The sequence below is a fragment of the Microvirgula sp. AG722 genome (assembly GCF_003269145.1).
In the GTDB taxonomy this organism is placed as follows: domain Bacteria; phylum Pseudomonadota; class Gammaproteobacteria; order Burkholderiales; family Aquaspirillaceae; genus Microvirgula; species Microvirgula aerodenitrificans.
This window is the reverse complement of record NZ_QLTJ01000020.1, coordinates 37,051-53,732: the sequence shown is the minus strand read 5'-3', so window position 1 is coordinate 53,732 and position 16,682 is coordinate 37,051. Positions and strand designations below refer to the sequence as shown.

Sequence of the window (16,682 nt, the reverse complement as noted above, 5' to 3'; positions counted from 1 at the left end):
GCGCGCCGCCTGACCCTGGCACAGCAGTACCGGGAAGCGGCCAGGTGGGGGCCGGGCGGCGACTACCGGCGGGTGGTCACGGCACTGACGGCCGCAGCCGGGGGCAACGTCAGCGGGGGGGCCGCGCAGATGCTGCAGGGGGCGACGGTCAACTACCTGCAGGGACTGGCGGCGGAGAAGGTCAAGGAGATCGCCGACAAGCTGGACAGCGAAACGGCCCGTGCCGCGTTGCAGGGACTGGTGGCCTGCGCAGGAGCCGCCGCTCAGGGTGGCAGTTGTGGCGCAGGAGCCAGCGGCGCCGCGGCCAGCGTGGTGTTGAACAATTTACTGGATGGCCTGAACGGCAAGGCGGTTGGCAGCCTGACGGCGGAAGAAAAAGAAGCCCGATCCAAGCTCATCAGCAGCATTGTGGCCGGCACGGCGGCTGCCACGGGAGGCGAGACGGCTGCCGCCACCATCGCGGCAAAGCTGGAGACGGAAAACAATGCGCTGGCGCCACCGTTTCTCTTGCCGGGGATCCCGGGCAAGCCTCAGGTCACACCGCTACCGGGCTTGCCCGGGTACGACAAAACCGAGCAGGACCTCGGGCTGGAACCAAGAGGGTTTGCTGAGCAGCTTGCCGAGCTGATGGGCAAGGGGCTTGAGGGAATTCCGCTGACGCAAGCAGGATGGGCGCAGTACCTTATTGAAAACCTCGGCGGCGCTGTCAGGGTCTATGATCCGAACAGCTATTCTAATGAAGGGGGAAAAACGGGGTTAGGATCAGTAATAGATCCTAAAAAATTCGATTACTTGTTTGGTAATTCATCCAGTAATGATCACAATGCGAATCGCTCTAAGCAGCTTGCCGCTGAAATGGAGCGGCTAGGCCTCAGCAATAATGCACGCGGGCAGGAGATTCTTGCTGATCATTTCAAAATGGTATCTCAGGGGAAAGGCAATATTATAAATTCATTTACTAATAAGTATGGCAGTTTTGAAGTTAGGGATTCATTGCTTATTGGCTCTTCTGGCAAGGCCGTAAAATTAGAGACAACTTTTCAGAAAATGCCAGATGGGTCGAGGCGTTTTATTACAACGATTCCGCGTAGGTGAGAGAGCAGATAATGTTTATTGAAAATTATCCAGATGAAATTGACATGTTGTCATTTTTTGAGGGGGAAGCTATTATCTTCGATAAAGACGATCAAAATTACGTATATGAATTTACCGGAGAAAATGGAGTTGGTTTGATGTTTTCATTTAGTGTCTCTGAAGGGTGGATCCAAACTAAATTAAAATTAAATGGAATTGAAGTTTCTAGAAGCATAAGCGAGGGGTTTAAAGAATTTAAAATTAAGCATGATAAATTGAGTGAATATTTGTATGCTGAGGCAGTTTTCTCTGATTTGGTAACGACAGTTGAGATTTATTTAAAGCCATCTATAGTCGTAACATGGGGCTCGTTAATTAGATGATTTTATTGGCTAAGTAAGCTGCCGGTATAGGTGAACTGATTTTCACTCGAATTTTTACCCCACGGTAAACTGGAATTTCTAACCTGTCGCGAGCACTTACCCACAGAAGCGGCAGCATGAAGAAGTCACGGTTCACGGAAGAGCAGATCGCGTTTGCCTTGCGCCAGGCAGAGACTGGCACGAGGGTTGAAGAGATCTGCCGGAAGATGGGGATTTCTGATGCCACGTACTATACGTGGCGCAAGAAGTTCGGCGGATTTGGGGTCTCCGAACTCCGCCGGCTGCGGCAGTTGCGAGCGGCGGGCCTGCTCATTGATTCAATTGAATCGAAAGACCTATCGTTATCGACCTGGTAGCGACCGCAATGGGCCGTTGAGGCAACGCATTCGGGAGATTGCGGAGGTCCGTGTACGGTACGGCTACCGGCGCATTCAGGTGCGACTGCGACTGGAAGGTTGGCAGGTCAATCACAAACGTACCCACCGACTGTACGGAACTGAACCTGCGCAACTGGCGACCTCGGCGTAGCAAAAGTGCACGACATCGAGAGCACAGCCCTGTGCCCACAGCGCCGAACCAAGTCTGGTGCATGGATTTCGTAGCAGATCAGTTGTTCAACGGGAGCCGGTTGCGCTTTCTGACGATAGTTGATGTGTACACACGCGAGTGCCTGGCAATCCGCGCTGGTAGCTGAATTGAAGGCGGTCATCGTTGATCTGCCCAGTTACGGCTATCGCCGCACCTGGAGTGTGCTGCGGCGCCAGCGCGATCAGCAAGCCTTGCCAAGGGTGAACCGGAAGCGGGTCTACCGGGTCATGCGCGAGCATGGCCTGTTGCTGGTGCGGCGGATCAAGCAGCCCGGGCAGACACGCCGGCACGAAGGCCGTGTGGCCGTGACAGCCAGCGACACGCGCTGGTGTTCGGAGGGCTTCGAGTTCAATGCCGACAACGGCGAGAAACTGCGGGTCACGTTTGCACTGGACTGCTGTGATCGGGAAGCACTGAGCTGGGTCGCCAGTCGGCGTGGATATAGTGGTGACGACGTACGCGACGTGATGCTGGCAGCCGTCGAGCACCGTTTCAGCCTGGAACGACCTCCGTATGCCGTGCAATGGCTGAGTGACAACGGCAGTGCCTACACGGCGGAAGAGACCCGCCGCTTTGCCCGGGAGATCGGACTGGAGCCGGTGACGACCCCGGTATGCAGTCCGCAGAGCAACGGGATGGCGGAGAGCTTCGTCCGGACGATGAAGCGTGATTACATCGCCTTCATGCCAAAGCCGGACTGGAAAACCGCACTGGCGAACCTGGCACAGGCCTTCGAGCACTACAACGAGTACCACCCGCACAGTGCGCTGGGCTACCGGTCCCCCCGGGAGTTCCGACGGCTGGCGATTCCTTCAACCTGAGGCGGGAACGGGTGTCCTGAGGTACGGGGGCAAGTCCATGAAATATGATTTCAGAAGAACGGTATAAATTTATTGTCACCCATGCACGCGGTATGGCACTGGATGTGATCTGGTTGTATTTAGAGGACGATAGTTGCTCTTATTCTGATAGGCAAAATAAATTTTTGTGGATTTTGAAAAGAATGCTTGACGCCAGAATAATTTCTTTGGCTAAGAATGGATCTATCTTAGATAAGCCTGCAGATGCAATCATTAATGATTTTAAAAAATCTTTTCCAGAACAAGATGAAGATGTAAATAATGGCATGTGGTTTTTTCTAGATAGTTGCCCAACCGGCATTGGCTGGAACATGCCAGATGGTTCGATAGATTGGGCTTAATTGAGCATCTTTCGAGCAAAAACCAGCATTTAATTAATGGAAGAATGCGCTGGCGTTACGGTCTCTCTTGTCGGGATACGACAAGACCGAGCGGGAGTTCGGGCTGGGGCCAAGGGGGCTGAGCAGCTTGTCGAGCTGGGCAAGGGGCTTGAGGGGATTCCGCTGACGCCTGCAGGATGGGTGCAGTACCTTATTGAAAACCTCGGCGGCGCTGTCAGGGCCTATGACCCGAATAGCTATTCCAAATAACCTATTTCAGGTGAATCAACAAGCATTTCTCAGCAGCAGCTAGACAGAAAATTCAAACATGCTGCTGATTTTGGTGTGGTAACTACAAAGAAAAATCCTAGCACACTTGGTCAATTTGGAGCAGCTATCGAATCTCATTTAAATTCTAAACACACGGAGCCTCATGGGATTTATGGATTTTTAAAATACTCAAAGGTATTTTTTAATCCAAAAACAAATAATGTTGTAGTGCTGGACAGTACAGGTAAATTTGTTACAGGATTCAAATTGGATCCTAATGCGCCACAATTTGAAAATTATATGAAAAATGGAATTCTACGATGAGTGCTACCCTTTTAGATTTAGCTAAGTCTTTTGTTGATGGGGAAATATCTGCCTCTGACTTCTCTGATATATATATTAATTTATGGAGGATTGAGAGAGATAGTGGAATCATTCTGAATGATGAACCTCACCTAAGTGAGTGCTTATCTAGCATATTTTGCGCTGCTGATATGTACTGCGCAGATGATGAAACCCGTGAGGTATACGAATTTAACGATGGCCAACTAAAAAATGAAATTTTGTCAATCATTGACAGATGCTTGTGACTCTTTGTCCCCTTCCTGACCTGATCTTCATCCGGATTATTATCCCACGGTAGACTGGAATTTCTAACCTGTCGCGAGCACTTATCCACAGGAGCGATTTCATAAAGCAGTTGAGTATGGGGAATCGCAAAGTGTAAAAATTGTCTTTACAATGGTGAGGTAATATGGAAAAGAAAAAATGGGCCAATGCACTTTGGAACGGTGATTTTTTTTGTATTGAGACATATTCGGGGCTGGGCTTGCTAGGAAGAGATTATGCAGGCGCGCAATGTTTGCTTTCGGCAGAGGCTACTGATAAAGAATTGGGCATTGCGCTACTTGTGGCACTTTCAAAAAGCCGTGAATTGACGCTAGAGGAATATGGAATTTTTTTGATTATAAAAAACGGAAAATTGAACACGAAAAGTGGGTAATGTTGTTAAAAGAAAAATATAAATATAAAACGAAAAAAACCTTATTCAGAATTATGCGAACTTGTGTGGTTGAGAATGATGAAATGACCATAAAAATAAATCCTACATGGCATGCACAGCTAGAGGCGTGGAGCGGAACCGGAATAAAAGAAAGCGACAAAGTCATTATCCCGTCAAACAGCTCTGAGGCAGAAATTGGCGCTGCACTCCGGCTGGCATTCAGTCGCTGTAGATAAGGGGGACAGCCATAAGCTACATGCCCTCTGTGAAAAAGGACTTCGCACGTGCTTCCCTGAACGACTGCTCAAGCCCCGGCAGGCTGGTCGCGACGTGTGCCTGTCGGTGGATGAGCCAATCTGGATTGGCCGGGTCCGGCCCGATTGCCATCGGCCAGTGCGCCGGGACTGCCACCGGCCTGGCACTACCAGCAGGCCAGTAACCTGAGTCAGTCGCTACCGATGGTGGTGGTCGCAGCAGGTCCGGAAGTACTGGCCGGCATGCCCGGTAATCGCCCGCCGTACCACCGTCGCAGGGATGAGTCAGCCTCCTTTGCGCGGCTTTTGACCCCGATCAAGCCTTTCTGTCTTACCCGTGTCATGGACAAAAAATCAACATATAGTGCAAACCTGACTTAAAACACTAGATGTTGTGATGACTGACACGACGCTTATCAATCCGTTGAGTACGCTCGACGAATACCTCAGCCGCGCCGACTGGCGCGTCTCCGCCAACGCGAACCAGGGCTACAGCCTCGGCGGCATGATCCTGAACGCGGCCGGCAAGCTGACTGCCAACTACTGGCTGGATGGCATCTACACGGCGGAGATTGCCCGGGCGCACCGCGACGCGGACTTCCACCTGCACGATCTTGACGTGCTGGCCGGCTATTGCGCCGGGTGGTCGTTGCGCCAGTTGCTGCATGAAGGGTTCAACGGCGTACCGGGACGGATCGAGGCAGGGGCGCCGAAGCACCTGTCGTCGGCGCTCGGTCAGATGGTGAACTTCCTTGGCACGCTGCAGAACGAATGGGCCGGTGCGCAGGCGTTCTCCAGTGTCGACACCTATCTGGCGCCGTTCGTTCGCCGCGACGGGCTCGACGACCGTGCCATCGAGCAGGCGATGCAGGAGTTCGTCTACAACCTCAATGTGCCGTCGCGCTGGGGCACGCAGACGCCGTTTACCAACCTGACCTTCGACTGGACCTGCCCAGTGGACCTGCGCGAGCAGATTCCGGTCATCGCCGGCGAGGAAATGCCTTTCAGCTATGGCGACTGTCAGCCGGAAATGGACCGCATCAATCGCGTGTTCCTCGATGTGATGTCGCAGGGTGACGTGCATGGCCGCGCGTTCACTTTTCCGATTCCGACCTACAACATCACTCCGGACTTCGACTGGGATAGCGACAACGCCGACCGCTTGTTCGCGATGACCGCCAAGTATGGCCTGCCGTACTTCCAGAACTTCCTGAACTCGGATCTGGAACCGCAGATGGTGCGTTCGATGTGCTGCCGGCTGCAGCTCGACCTGCGCGAACTGCTGAAGCGCGGCAATGGTCTGTTCGGCAGCGCCGAGCAGACCGGTTCGCTCGGCGTGGTGACGCTGAACTGCGCCCGGCTCGGTTATCGCTTCGCCGGTGATCGCGATGCCCTGTTCGCTGCCACCGACCGGCTGCTGGAACTGGCGCGCGACAGCCTGGAGATCAAGCGCGAGAAAGTTCAGGGCTGGATGGATGCCGGGCTGTACCCGTATTCGCGTCGCTACCTCGGCACGCTGCGCAATCACTTCTCGACGGTGGGGGTGAACGGCATCAACGAGATGGTGCGCAACTTCAGCGGCGGCGCCTGGGATATCGCCAGCGAGGACGGACTGCAGCTGGCAGTGGATCTGCTCGACCATATTCGTGCTGCCATGGTCCGCTTCCAGGAAGAAACCGGCCATCTGTACAACCTCGAAGCCACGCCGGCGGAAGGCACGACCTACCGCTTTGCCCGCGAGGACCGCAAGCGCTTCCCGGACATCCTGCAGGCCGGCACGGCCGACAAGCCGTACTACACCAATTCCAGCCAGTTGCCGGCCGGTTATACCGACGATCCGTTCGCGGCACTGGCGCATCAGGAGCCGCTGCAGCGCCGCTATACCGGCGGCACGGTCCTGCACCTGTACATGACCGAGGCGATCAGCTCGGCTGATGCATGCAAGCGGCTGGTGCGGCGTTCGCTGGAGCGCTTCCGCCTGCCGTACCTGACGGTCACGCCGACCTTCTCGGTCTGCCCGGTGCACGGCTACCTCAGCGGCCATCACGAATACTGCCCCAAGTGCGACGCCGAGAAGCTGGCCAGCCGCGCGGCGGGCCAATGCGGGTGTGCGGCCTGAACGCCGCCATTCCGTCCACTTCCATCCGAGGAGAGAAATCCATGACTCAGCACGACCAACAATCGACCCGTTCCACGCTGGCGCCGGAAGAGCGCACCCGCTGCGAAGTGTGGACCCGGGTAATGGGCTATTTCCGCCCGGTGTCGGCGTTCAATGTCGGCAAGCAGGGCGAGTTCGAAGAACGTGTCCACTTCGATGAATCCCGTACCCGTCATTGAGCGGCAGGCGACAGCGGTGACCGGCGGCCTGCCGGTCGCCGGTGTCGAACCGTTTTCCACTTGCGACTGGCCCGGGCGGCTGGTCGCGACCGTATTCGTCGCCGGTTGCCCGTGGCGCTGCGGCTATTGCCACAATGCCGGCATCCAGTCGCGCGATGCCGGTACGCTGGACTGGGACACGGTGCGCCGGCGGCTGGCGCCACGCGCCGGTTTTCTTGATGGTGTGGTGTTCTCCGGTGGCGAACCGACGCTGGCGCCGCAGCTGCCGGACTGGATGGACGAGATGCGGGCGCTGGGTTTCGGCATTGGCCTGCATACGGCCGGCATTTATCCGGACCGGCTGGCGCAGGTGGCGAAACGGGCCGACTGGATCGGTCTGGACGTCAAGGCGGCGCCGGGTGGCATCGACGCCGTGACCCGGGTGCCAGGCAGTGAAGCGCGGGTGTGGCGTGCGCTGGACATTGTCCAGGCCAGCGGCACCCCGTTCGAGTGCCGGACCACGCTCGACCCGGGCTGCATGAATGCCGAAGATCTGTACCGGCTGGCCGACACGCTGGCGGCACGCGGCATCCGGCAAGTAGCCCTGCAACTGGGCCGGCAGGCCGACGGACTGCCGCTGTCCGATCCTGCGCGCTGGCCCGGTGCCGCAGTGCTCGACTACTGGCGCGAGCGCTTTGTGTCTTTCAGTTGGCGCGAGGCATGAGCGGCAGGCCGAGTGCTGCCCGCGCATTGGCGCTGGTGGCCTCGGCCACCTGTTCGCTGTCGAGCTGGCGCAGGCTGGCGAGTTCGCTGGCGTAGCGGGCGACATCGGCTGGTTCGCTGCGGGCGGCCCAGGCTGGCGGGATGTCCGGTGCATCGGTTTCCAGTACCAGCGCGTCGAGTGGCAGCGTGGCCGCCAGCCGGCGGATGCGCAGGGAACCGGAATAGGTCATCGCGCCGCCAAAGCCGAGTTTCAGTCCCTGACGCAGATAGGCGCGTGCCTGCTCCTCACTGCCATTGAAAGCGTGGGCGATGCCGCGCTCGATGCCAAAGCGGCGCAGATACTTCAATACCCGGTCGGCGGAGCGTCGCACATGCAGCAGCACCGGCAGGTCGTGTTTTTTCGCCAGCCGCAATTGCTCGGCAAACAGGCGTTCCTGTCGCGTCGGGTCGATCTGCTCCAGATAGAAATCCAGGCCGATTTCGCCGACCGCTACCGGTTTCTCGCGCGTCAGCCACTCGTCCAGCTGTTCCAGGTCGCTGTCCAGATGCTGATCGGTGTAGATCGGATGCAGACCGAACGCCGGCAGACAGCCGTAGCGGTCGCGCATGTCGCGGGTGGTGGCGAAGTTGGCAACCGTGACGGCCGGCACCACGATATCGGTCACGCCGGTCCTGCGCGCGGCGTCGACCAGTGCGTCCCGCTCGCGGTCGAATTCGGGCGCGTCGAGATGGCAGTGGGTATCGATCAGCATCATGGGCACAGTGTAGGGCTGCAGGGCGGCTGCCGCGATGATTTCCGCTGCCGGATCAGGGGCGGGACGCGATTTGCAGCAGGGTGACGGCGGTATTGTCGGCGCTGGCGCGGCGGTCCGCCGTCGGTGCAGCGCTCTGCACGGCGATCAGGCGCGGGCCGTCGGCAGTCTCGAGCCAGATGGGCGAGCCGCTGTCGCCGGACAGGGTGTCGCAGCGATGGGACAGGGTATTGTCGTCGTTCAGTGCAGTGACCCGGCAGTCGCGGTGGGTGTACAGCTGTTCGCGGTGGTCGTAGGCATAGCCGGCCTGCTCGACGCGGTTGTCACGGCGGGTCAGCGCATCGCGCAGTGCGTCACGATCGCCGTCGAAAGCCGGCATGGGGGCGATGTCGGCGCGGCCCCGCAATCTGGTGACGCGGACCAGCGCAATATCGAAGGGTGCTGCCCGGGTGCGGATGAACAGGCGTTCGCCGACCTGATGCACGCCGTGGCGAAAGCCCGGTGGCACCTGCATGCCGGTGGCGCGGTAGATGGCCTGGCCACGGCCGTCGCGGTAGCCGGCCATAAAGCTGACCGGCCGGTCGACGCGGCCGGGCTCGGTCGCAAAGCAGTGGGCGGCCGTGGCGACCAGGTCCGGCGCGATCAGCGTGGCCGAGCAGCGGGCGCCGCTCTGCATCTCCAGTTTGCCGATGGCCGCGTACGGCGCGACGCTGTTGTCGTCGACGGCCACGCGGTCGTCGTGGCCGAACAGCAACTGGCGCCGCTGTGCCGCGCTGTCCGCACCGGCGACCATGGGCAGCAGGGCCAGGCAGAGCGCGAGTACGCGCAACAGCACGGACATCAGTGCAGGATCTTGGGGCTGGAGTGGGCGACCGGGCCGGCCACGCGGTTCTGCGCGCTGTGGTCGGCCTTGATGTCGGGACGCTTGCTCATGTACGGAATGGCGGAGGACGACGGGACCGGCTTGCGCGAGCCGGGCTTCTTCAGGGTTTTCTTTTCCACCTTGACGTCGGCGACCTGGACGAACGGGTCCGGCGCAGACGCGGCGGCCAGCGCGACGGCACCGGCGCTACAGCAGGCCGCCAGCAGGAGGACACACAGTTTGTTCATGAACGTCTCCCGTCAAAGGCCGCCGGCCGGCGACATGCCGGCAGGATCAGAGCGTTCATTATTTTTTTTATGTCATCCGCTGTACAGAAGGTGATTTTTTTGGTTTGTAACGCGGTGTAGATAAACGCTTTTTACATCATTGGGTTAGCGGTGTCGGCCAGACCAGCGTCAGCCGGGCGCCGCCCAGCGGCGCATCGCCGACCCGGACTTCGCCGCGATGCCAGCGCATGATCCGCTGCACGATGGCCAGGCCCAGCCCGTAGCCGCCGGTCTTGCGACTGCGCGACACGTCGAGGCGGGTAAACGGCTGCAGTACCTGGTCGCGGCTTTCGGCCGGGATGCCGGGGCCGTCGTCATCGACGTGGATGGTCATCTGCTGGTCGCGCCACAGTGCGCTGATGGCGACCTGGCCGCCGCCATGCCGGCGGGCGTTGACGATCAGGTTGGCGACGGCGCGGCCAAGGTAGTACGGGTCGCCGAGCACCGCCTGGTCGTCCTGCAGGTTGCAGCTCAGCGTCGGCGGCGTGTCGCCCCAGTCGAAGCCGGCCAGCATCTCGTCCAGCCACGGGCGGATGACGATCGGCTGGGTGTTCAGCTCCAGCTCCGGCCGTTCCAGATTGCCGAGCAGCAGCAGTTCTTCGGTCATGTCGGTCAGATTGTCGAGGTCGCGACCGATCTGCTCGATGACCTTCTCGGCGCCGGTGGCCTCGGCGGTGACGCCCCGCAGCATTTCCAGCCGGTAGCGCAGACGGGCGATCGGCGTGCGCAGGTCGTGCGATACGGCATTGATCATCACCTTGCGGCCGGCGATCAGCTCCTCGATATTGCTTGCCATGCCGTTGACGGTATTGCCGAGATCGGCCAGCGCCGAGGTGTCCGGCAGCACCGCGCGCGCGGCGAAGTCGCCGCTGCCGAGACGGCGCGACACCTGGGTCAGCTCACGCGCATGCCGCCACAGCGGCCTGATCCACAGGAAGGTCGGCACGCCGAGTGTCAGGCACAGGCTGAGAATGGCGAACACGTCGATCCACTGCAGGGTGCCGACATAGTGCAGGTAGCTGACCGGTCCCATCGCCACCAGGTATTCGCTGTGCGGGATGCGCTGCAGGAACAGATTGCTGTCCTCGAGCCGGATGATGCTGCCTTCACGCAGCGCCTTCTGGTTTTCCGGCGACAGCACGTAGGCATCCAGCGCCTCGATCTCGACCGGTAGCGGGATGCGGTTGCGGATATTGTTCAGCGCATCCTCCCACTCCGATTCCGGGTAGTCGGACAGCTCGCGCTCGATCAGGTACAGCGAGGTCTCGAAGATGTCGATCAGGTAGCGCTGGGTCGTGCCGCGCACCTCGTTCTTGTAGATCGCGCCGATGACCAGCACCGAAATCAGGAAACTGACGACAACCGTAATGTAGAAGCGGAAGAACAGCTTGCGCATGGCGGGGGCTTCAGCGCCAGACGTCGTTGGCGAACAGATAGCCCTTGTGGCGGATGGTCTTGATCTTGCGCGGATCGGCCGTGTCGTCGCCAAGCTTCTTGCGCAGCCGCGAAATGGCCACGTCGATCGAACGGTCCAGACCGTCGTAGCGCACGCCGCGCAGCGTCATCAGCAGGTCGTCGCGGGTCAGCACCTCGCCGGCATGGCTGGCCAGCTCCCACAGCAGGTCGAAGTCGCCGGTCGACAGCGGGATCGGTTCGTTCAGGAAACGCACGCTGCGGTTCATGTGGTCGATCTGCAGCGTGCCGAAGTCGAGAATCTTGTCGGCCTTCTTGCCGGCCGGGCCCGGTTCCGGCGCCGCGTGCGACTGGCGCAGGTGGGCACGGATGCGGGCCAGCAGCACCGAAGGCGGCGTGGTCTTCAGCACATAGTCGTTGGCACCGAGCTCGAAGCCGAGAATCTGGTTCATGTCGCTGTTCAGCGAAGTCAGCATCACGATCGGACCCTGATAGTCGACCCGCAGCTCGCGACACAACGTCAGCCCGTCCTTGCCCGGCAGCATGATGTCGAGCAGCACCAGGTCCGGCGGGTCGGCCAGAATGGCCTCCAGCGCAGTGTCGCCACGGTCGATGACCGCGATGTCGAATCCGTAACTTCTGAGGTAGTCGCCGATCAGTTCGGCGAGTTCGGCGTCGTCTTCAACAAAAGTGATGCGAGGGTTCACGGCGAGGTCCCTGATTTTGTCTGTCAGCATGGGGGGAATTGTAACGGGTTGGCCCGTCCGGCGCGCAGACGGCGACAAACTCCGTGGAGATTCCGTCGCCGCCGGCAGCGGACGCCGCCGAGGTGGCCGCCGTTACAGCAGGGTAATGGCCATCGCCGTGGCCTCGCCGCCGCCGATGCACAGGCTGGCGATGCCGCGCTTCAGTCCGCGCTGGCGCAGCGCATGGATCAGGGTGACGACAATACGGGCACCGGAGGCGCCGACCGGGTGGCCGAGTGCGCAGGCGCCGCCATTGACGTTGACCTTGTCGGCCGGCAGGTCCAGCTCGGTGATGGCCGCCAGTGTGACCACGGCAAAGGCTTCATTGATCTCGTACAGATCGACATCGGCCTGACGCCAGCCGGTGCGTTCGAACAGCGCGCGCATCGCACCGACCGGGGCGGTGGTGAACCACGACGGTGCGTGGGCGAAACTGGTGTGGCCGTCGATGCGGGCGATCGGCTTCAGCCCGCGACGGGCGGCTTCGCTTTCACGCATCAGCACCAGCGCGGCGGCGCCATCGGAAATCGAGCTGGCATTGGCGGCCGTGACCGTACCGTCCGCGGCAAAGGCCGGTTTCAGCGTCGGAATGCGGTCGAGGCGGGCGGCCAGCGGCTGCTCGTCGGTGTCGATTACCTGGTTGCCGCCGCGCTGCGGCACGTCGACCGGCACGATCTCGTCGCGGAAGGCACCTTCGCGGATGGCTTCCTGCGCCCGCAGCAGCGAGCGGATGGCAAAGGTGTCCTGCTGCTCGCGGGTAAAGCCGTAATGCGCGGCGCAGCGTTCGGCGAACACTCCCATCAGCGTGCCTTTCTCGTACACGTCTTCCAGCCCGTCCAGGAACATGTGGTCCTTGACCTCGCCATGCCCCATGCGCAGGCCGGTGCGTGCTTTCGGCAGCAGATACGGCGCATTGGACATGCTTTCCATGCCGCCGGCGGCCACGACCCGGGCACTGCCGGCGAGCAGGGCATCGTGCGCCTGCATCAGGGTTTTCATGCCGGAGCCGCACATCTTGTTCACCGTGGTGCACGGCGTGTGCTCGGACAGCCCGGCGCCGAGCGCGGCCTGGCGGGCCGGTGCCTGGCCGAGCCCGGCCGGCAGCACGCAGCCCATCAGCAACTCGTCGACGTCATCGGCACCGATGCCGGCACGGGTGATGGCCGCGCGCAGGGCGGCGGCACCGAGGGTCGGGGCAGCGACCGGGGCCAGGTGGCCCTGAAAGCCGCCGATCGGGGTACGGACGGCGGAAACGATGACGACAGGATCCTGTTGCTGCATTTTGCTGCTCCTTTGCATTGTTGTCTTTTACGTTAACGTAATATAACGGCGGGAAAAAAGGCGCGCCAGCGCCGCGCGCGGGCACCCGTATCCGTCACGGCTGTGGCGAATCGGCATCAGCGGATTTTTTTTCCAGCAGGCGTTCGCACTGCGCCTTCAGTCCCTGGACTTCGCGCATGACGACGTTGATATCCTCGATCTGCTGCATCAGGCGCTGCTCGCGCAGGTCGAGAATGCGCATGAATTCGAGCAGTTGCGGTGCATCGTCACGTGCGGCGTCATACAGCTCGAACAGCTCGCGGACTTCGTTCAGGGTCAGCCCGATGCGCTTTCCGCGCAGGGTCAGCAGCAAACGGATGCGGTCGCGACGCGAGTAGATCCGGTGCTGGCCGCGTCGTTCCGGCGCAATCAGTCCCTGTTCTTCGTAATGGCGAATGGTGCGGGTGGTGACGTCGAATTCCCGTGCCAGTTCGCTGATGGTGTAAGTTTTATCGTTGCCGCTCATTCAGGCGCTCCTGGCTATCGGGGCATTTTATCGCGATGACGCCATCCATGCTGTGCTGCAACGTAAGCGTCGGCTGGTGGCGGGCTCGTCAGTCCATGGCAGGACGGAAACCGGGTCAACGTTTCTGCTGCCATGTTGACGTTAACGTAAACTGGATATTAGTGTGTGCGCTCGAGCGGAGGGAAGCAAACAATGGAAATTCGACAGGTTGGCGTGATTGGTGCCGGGCAGATGGGCGGCGGCATCGCCCAGGTGTGTGCGCAGGCCGGACTGGCGGTACGGCTGTGCGATATCGATCCTGCGCAGCAGGCGCGTGCGATGGCGCAGATGCGCCGTTCGCTGGACAAGCTGGCGGCCGGTCAGGCCGGTCTGGAGCCGGACGCGGTGCTGGCGCGGGTGGCGACGGTGTCCGGTCCCGGGGCGCTGGCCGGCTGCGAGCTGGTCGTGGAGGCGGCCAGCGAACAACTGGCGCTGAAACTGCGGCTGCTGGGCGAGGCGGCCGCGGCGGTCGGGCCCGATGCCATCATCGCCTCCAATACCTCGTCGATTTCGCTGACCCGGCTGGCGGCGGCGGTGCCCTCACCGCAGCGGGTGATCGGCATGCATTTCATGAACCCGGTGCCGCTGATGCCACTGGTGGAAATCATCCGCGCCGAGCAGACCGATGACGCGACCCATCGGGCGATCGAGGCGCTGACGACCCGGCTCGGCAAGACGCCGGTGACGGTCGGCGATGCACCGGGGTTCGTCTCCAACCGGGTGCTGATGCCGATGATCAACGAGGCGGCGTTCTGCGTGCATGACGGCGTGGCCGACCCGGCGGCGGTCGATGCGGTGATGACGCTGGGCATGCGTCATCCGCTGGGACCGCTGGCGCTGGCCGACCTGATCGGCCTGGATACCTGCGTGGCGATTCTCGATGTGCTGTACAGCGAATTCCGCGACAGCAAATACCGGGTCTGCCCGCTGCTGGCGCGCTATGTCGCCGCCGGCCGCCTCGGCCGCAAGAGCGGTCGCGGTTTCTACGACTACACCGACCGGTCCTGAGCCGGTCCTGACCGCAAGGGCGCGCCAAAGACGCCCGCACCAAGGAGAGACAGATGGATTTTGCCCTGAGCGATGAGCAGCGCGCGTTCCAGGCTGCAGCCCGTGACTTTGCCCGTGCCGAACTGGCCCCGCATGCCGCACGCTGGGATGCCGACGCACATTTCCCGCTCGACGTGATCCGCAAGGCCGGCGAACTCGGCTTCTGCGGTCTGTACACGCCGGTCGAATACGGTGGCCTCGGCGCCGGCCGGCTGGACGCGGCGATCGTGTTCGAGGAACTGGCATGGGGCTGCACGTCGACGGCCGCCTACCTGACCATCCACAACATGGTGAGCTGGATGATCGCCAGTTTTGCCCGCCCCGAAGTCGCCGCGCGCTGGGCGCCGCGCATGACCAGTGGCGAGCTGCTCGGCAGCTACTGCCTGACCGAGCCGAATGCGGGTTCCGATGCGGCCTCGCTGACGACCCGTGCCGAACGCACGGCGGACGGCTATCGGCTCAGCGGCAGCAAGATGTTCATTTCCGGCGCCGGCAGCACCGATGTGCTGGTGGTGATGGCCCGCACCGGCGGCGCCGGCGCGCGCGGCGTTTCGGCGTTCCTGGTGCCGGCCGACAGCCCGGGCATCGGCTACGGCAAGCTGGAGCACAAGATGGGCTGGAACAGCCAGCCGACCCGTGCCGTGACCTTCGACGCGGTCGACATCCCGCTTGAGTACCGGCTCGGCGACGAAGGCGAGGGCTTCCGCTTTGCCATGAAGGGGCTGGATGGCGGCCGGGTCAATATCGCCACCTGCTCGGTCGGCACTGCCCAGGCCGCGCTGGACCGGGCGCGCGAGTATGTGCAGGCGCGGCGGCAGTTCGGCCAGCCGCTGGCCACCTTCCAGGCGCTGCAGTTCAAACTGGCCGACATGCAGACCGGACTGGTGGCCGCGCGGCAGATGGTGCGGCTGGCGGCGTGGAAACTGGACAGCGCGGCGGCGGATGCCGGCGTGTATTGCGCCATGGCCAAACGCTACGCGACAGATGCCTGCTTCCAGGTGGCCGACGAGGCGCTGCAGCTGCATGGCGGCTATGGTTATCTGCGCGAGTTCCCGCTGGAGCGCCATGTGCGTGACCTGCGTGTGCACCGCATTCTCGAAGGCAGCAACGAAGTCATGCGCGTGATCGTGTCGCGCGCGCTGCTCAATGATCCGACCGGGGAGATCCGTTGATGAATTACACCCATCTGCAGCTGGAAAAACGCGGCCATGTCGCCATCGTCCGCATGAGCAATCCGCCGGCCAATACCTGGACCCGTGACAGTCTGGCGGCGCTGGAAACGCTGGTGGCCGACCTGAATGCCGATCCCGACGTCCGCGCGCTGGTGCTGACCGGCGACGGAGAGCGGTTCTTTTCCGCCGGTGCCGACCTGAAGCTGTTCGCCGACGGCGACCTTGGCACCGCCGCCGACATGGCGCTGCGCTTTGGCCGCGCCTTCACCGCCCTCGCGCATTTCCGTGGTGTCAGCATCGCCGCCATCAACGGCTACGCCATGGGCGGCGGGCTGGAGGTCGCGCTGGCCTGTGACCTGCGCGTGGCCGAAAGCCAGGCGGTCATGGCACTGCCGGAAGCCAGCGTCGGCCTGCTGCCGTGCGCTGGCGGCACCCAGTTGCTGCCGCATCTGGTCGGCGAGGGCTGGGCCAAGCGCATGGTGCTGCTCGGCGAGCGGGTCGATGCGGCACAGGCCGAGCGCATCGGTCTGGTCGAGGCGGTGGTGCCGACCGGGCAGGCGCTGGGCACGGCGCTGGAGATGGCCGGGCGGGTCGAACGCCAGAGCCCGTCCAGCGTCGCCGCCTGCAAGACCCTGCTGCAGGCGGCGCGAACCGCGCCGCCGGAAACCAATCTGCCGCTGGAGCGCGAGCTGTTCATCCATCTGTTCTCGACCGAGGATCAGCGCGAAGGCGTTCGCGCGTTTCTGGACAAACGCGATCCGGTATGGAAAAACCGCTGACTGAAGGA

At 61.4% G+C, this 16,682-nt stretch carries 18 protein-coding genes and 3 pseudogenes; 14 read left to right on the top strand and 7 right to left on the bottom strand.

The window, feature by feature from the left end; genetic code table 11:
* The 11 genes and pseudogenes from DFO50_RS19695 to DFO50_RS17020 form a co-directional block, all read left to right on the top strand.
* Nucleotides 1-1,095, top strand: a 1,095-nt coding sequence (locus DFO50_RS19695; RefSeq protein WP_233495296.1) for a hypothetical protein, incomplete at its 5' end; no start/stop codon positions are given.
* Nucleotides 1,092-1,457 carry a hypothetical protein gene (locus DFO50_RS18985; RefSeq protein ID WP_146745129.1) on the top strand — a complete coding sequence of 122 codons (366 nt, stop codon included), beginning with the start codon at nt 1,092-1,094 and terminating at the stop codon, nt 1,455-1,457. The genes DFO50_RS19695 and DFO50_RS18985, both read left to right, overlap by 4 nt.
* 116 nt (nt 1,458-1,573) lie before the next feature.
* Nucleotides 1,574-2,142: pseudogene (locus DFO50_RS19690) on the top strand (transposase); the annotation flags it as partial.
* Nucleotides 2,135-2,866, top strand: a pseudogene (locus DFO50_RS17065) (IS3 family transposase); the annotation flags it as partial. The pseudogenes DFO50_RS19690 and DFO50_RS17065, both read left to right, overlap by 8 nt.
* A 44-nt stretch (nt 2,867-2,910) precedes the next feature.
* Nucleotides 2,911-3,246, top strand: a complete 336-nt coding sequence (locus tag DFO50_RS17060; protein ID WP_112692911.1) for a DUF596 domain-containing protein — start codon at nt 2,911-2,913, stop codon at nt 3,244-3,246.
* Nucleotides 3,247-3,498: 252 nt separating this feature from the next.
* A complete protein-coding gene (locus tag DFO50_RS17050; RefSeq protein WP_112692909.1) occupies nt 3,499-3,819 on the top strand; it encodes a colicin D domain-containing protein in 321 nt (106 codons plus the stop codon).
* Complete coding sequence (locus DFO50_RS17045) at nt 3,816-4,085, top strand: colicin immunity domain-containing protein (RefSeq protein WP_112692908.1); 270 nt, start codon at nt 3,816-3,818, stop codon at nt 4,083-4,085. Before DFO50_RS17050 ends, DFO50_RS17045 begins: the two co-directional genes overlap by 4 nt.
* A gap of 164 nt (nt 4,086-4,249) precedes the next feature.
* A pseudogene (locus DFO50_RS20015) lies at nt 4,250-4,734 on the top strand (contact-dependent growth inhibition system immunity protein).
* A gap of 415 nt (nt 4,735-5,149) precedes the next feature.
* A complete protein-coding gene (locus tag DFO50_RS17030; protein ID WP_036385947.1) occupies nt 5,150-6,871 on the top strand; it encodes a ribonucleoside triphosphate reductase in 1,722 nt (573 codons plus the stop codon).
* A gap of 41 nt (nt 6,872-6,912) precedes the next feature.
* On the top strand, nt 6,913-7,089 hold the full coding sequence (nrdD, locus tag DFO50_RS19835; RefSeq protein WP_107890306.1) for an anaerobic ribonucleoside-triphosphate reductase: 177 nt from the start codon (nt 6,913-6,915) through the stop codon (nt 7,087-7,089).
* Nucleotides 7,067-7,792: an anaerobic ribonucleoside-triphosphate reductase activating protein gene (locus DFO50_RS17020; protein ID WP_158537493.1), complete on the top strand. Its 726-nt coding sequence runs from the start codon at nt 7,067-7,069 to the stop codon at nt 7,790-7,792. The genes nrdD and DFO50_RS17020 overlap by 23 nt, the downstream gene beginning before the upstream one ends.
* On the opposite strand, the gene DFO50_RS17015 is transcribed toward DFO50_RS17020, so the two are convergent.
* From DFO50_RS17015 to DFO50_RS16985, 7 genes are all read right to left on the bottom strand, one after another.
* Entirely contained in the window at nt 7,773-8,546 is a 774-nt protein-coding gene (locus tag DFO50_RS17015; protein ID WP_308418261.1) for a TatD family hydrolase, read from the bottom strand. The genes DFO50_RS17020 and DFO50_RS17015 overlap by 20 nt on opposite strands.
* Before the next feature lie 52 nt (nt 8,547-8,598).
* Nucleotides 8,599-9,384: a serine protease gene (locus DFO50_RS17010; RefSeq protein ID WP_112692904.1), complete on the bottom strand. Its 786-nt coding sequence runs from the start codon at nt 9,382-9,384 to the stop codon at nt 8,599-8,601.
* Entirely contained in the window at nt 9,384-9,653 is a 270-nt protein-coding gene (locus DFO50_RS17005) for a hypothetical protein (protein WP_028499204.1), read from the bottom strand. The genes DFO50_RS17010 and DFO50_RS17005 overlap by 1 nt, the downstream gene beginning before the upstream one ends.
* Before the next feature lie 136 nt (nt 9,654-9,789).
* Nucleotides 9,790-11,088, bottom strand: a complete 1,299-nt coding sequence (gene rstB, locus DFO50_RS17000) for a two-component system sensor histidine kinase RstB (protein ID WP_028499205.1) — start codon at nt 11,086-11,088, stop codon at nt 9,790-9,792.
* A 10-nt stretch (nt 11,089-11,098) separates the two neighbouring features.
* Complete coding sequence (gene rstA, locus DFO50_RS16995) at nt 11,099-11,812, bottom strand: two-component system response regulator RstA (protein ID WP_028499206.1); 714 nt, start codon at nt 11,810-11,812, stop codon at nt 11,099-11,101.
* A gap of 132 nt (nt 11,813-11,944) precedes the next feature.
* Nucleotides 11,945-13,132 (bottom strand): acetyl-CoA C-acyltransferase, encoded by a 1,188-nt coding sequence (locus DFO50_RS16990; RefSeq protein WP_028499207.1) that lies wholly within the window; start codon nt 13,130-13,132, stop codon nt 11,945-11,947.
* A 94-nt stretch (nt 13,133-13,226) separates the two neighbouring features.
* Nucleotides 13,227-13,637 (bottom strand): MerR family DNA-binding transcriptional regulator, encoded by a 411-nt coding sequence (locus DFO50_RS16985; RefSeq protein WP_028499208.1) that lies wholly within the window; start codon nt 13,635-13,637, stop codon nt 13,227-13,229.
* A 192-nt stretch (nt 13,638-13,829) separates the two neighbouring features.
* Here DFO50_RS16985 and DFO50_RS16980 point away from each other — a divergent pair, with 192 nt between their 5' ends.
* Genes DFO50_RS16980 through DFO50_RS16970 form a run of 3 tightly spaced genes read left to right on the top strand, consistent with a single transcriptional unit; the run spans nt 13,830 to nt 16,674 of the window.
* Nucleotides 13,830-14,684: a 3-hydroxyacyl-CoA dehydrogenase family protein gene (locus DFO50_RS16980; protein ID WP_028499209.1), complete on the top strand. Its 855-nt coding sequence runs from the start codon at nt 13,830-13,832 to the stop codon at nt 14,682-14,684.
* Nucleotides 14,685-14,737: 53 nt separating this feature from the next.
* Nucleotides 14,738-15,895, top strand: coding sequence for an acyl-CoA dehydrogenase family protein (locus DFO50_RS16975; RefSeq protein WP_028499210.1), 1,158 nt, complete (start codon nt 14,738-14,740; stop codon nt 15,893-15,895).
* Nucleotides 15,895-16,674, top strand: a complete 780-nt coding sequence (locus DFO50_RS16970) for an enoyl-CoA hydratase (RefSeq protein ID WP_036385950.1) — start codon at nt 15,895-15,897, stop codon at nt 16,672-16,674. Before DFO50_RS16975 ends, DFO50_RS16970 begins: the two co-directional genes overlap by 1 nt.
* Nucleotides 16,675-16,682: the final 8 nt, after the last annotated feature.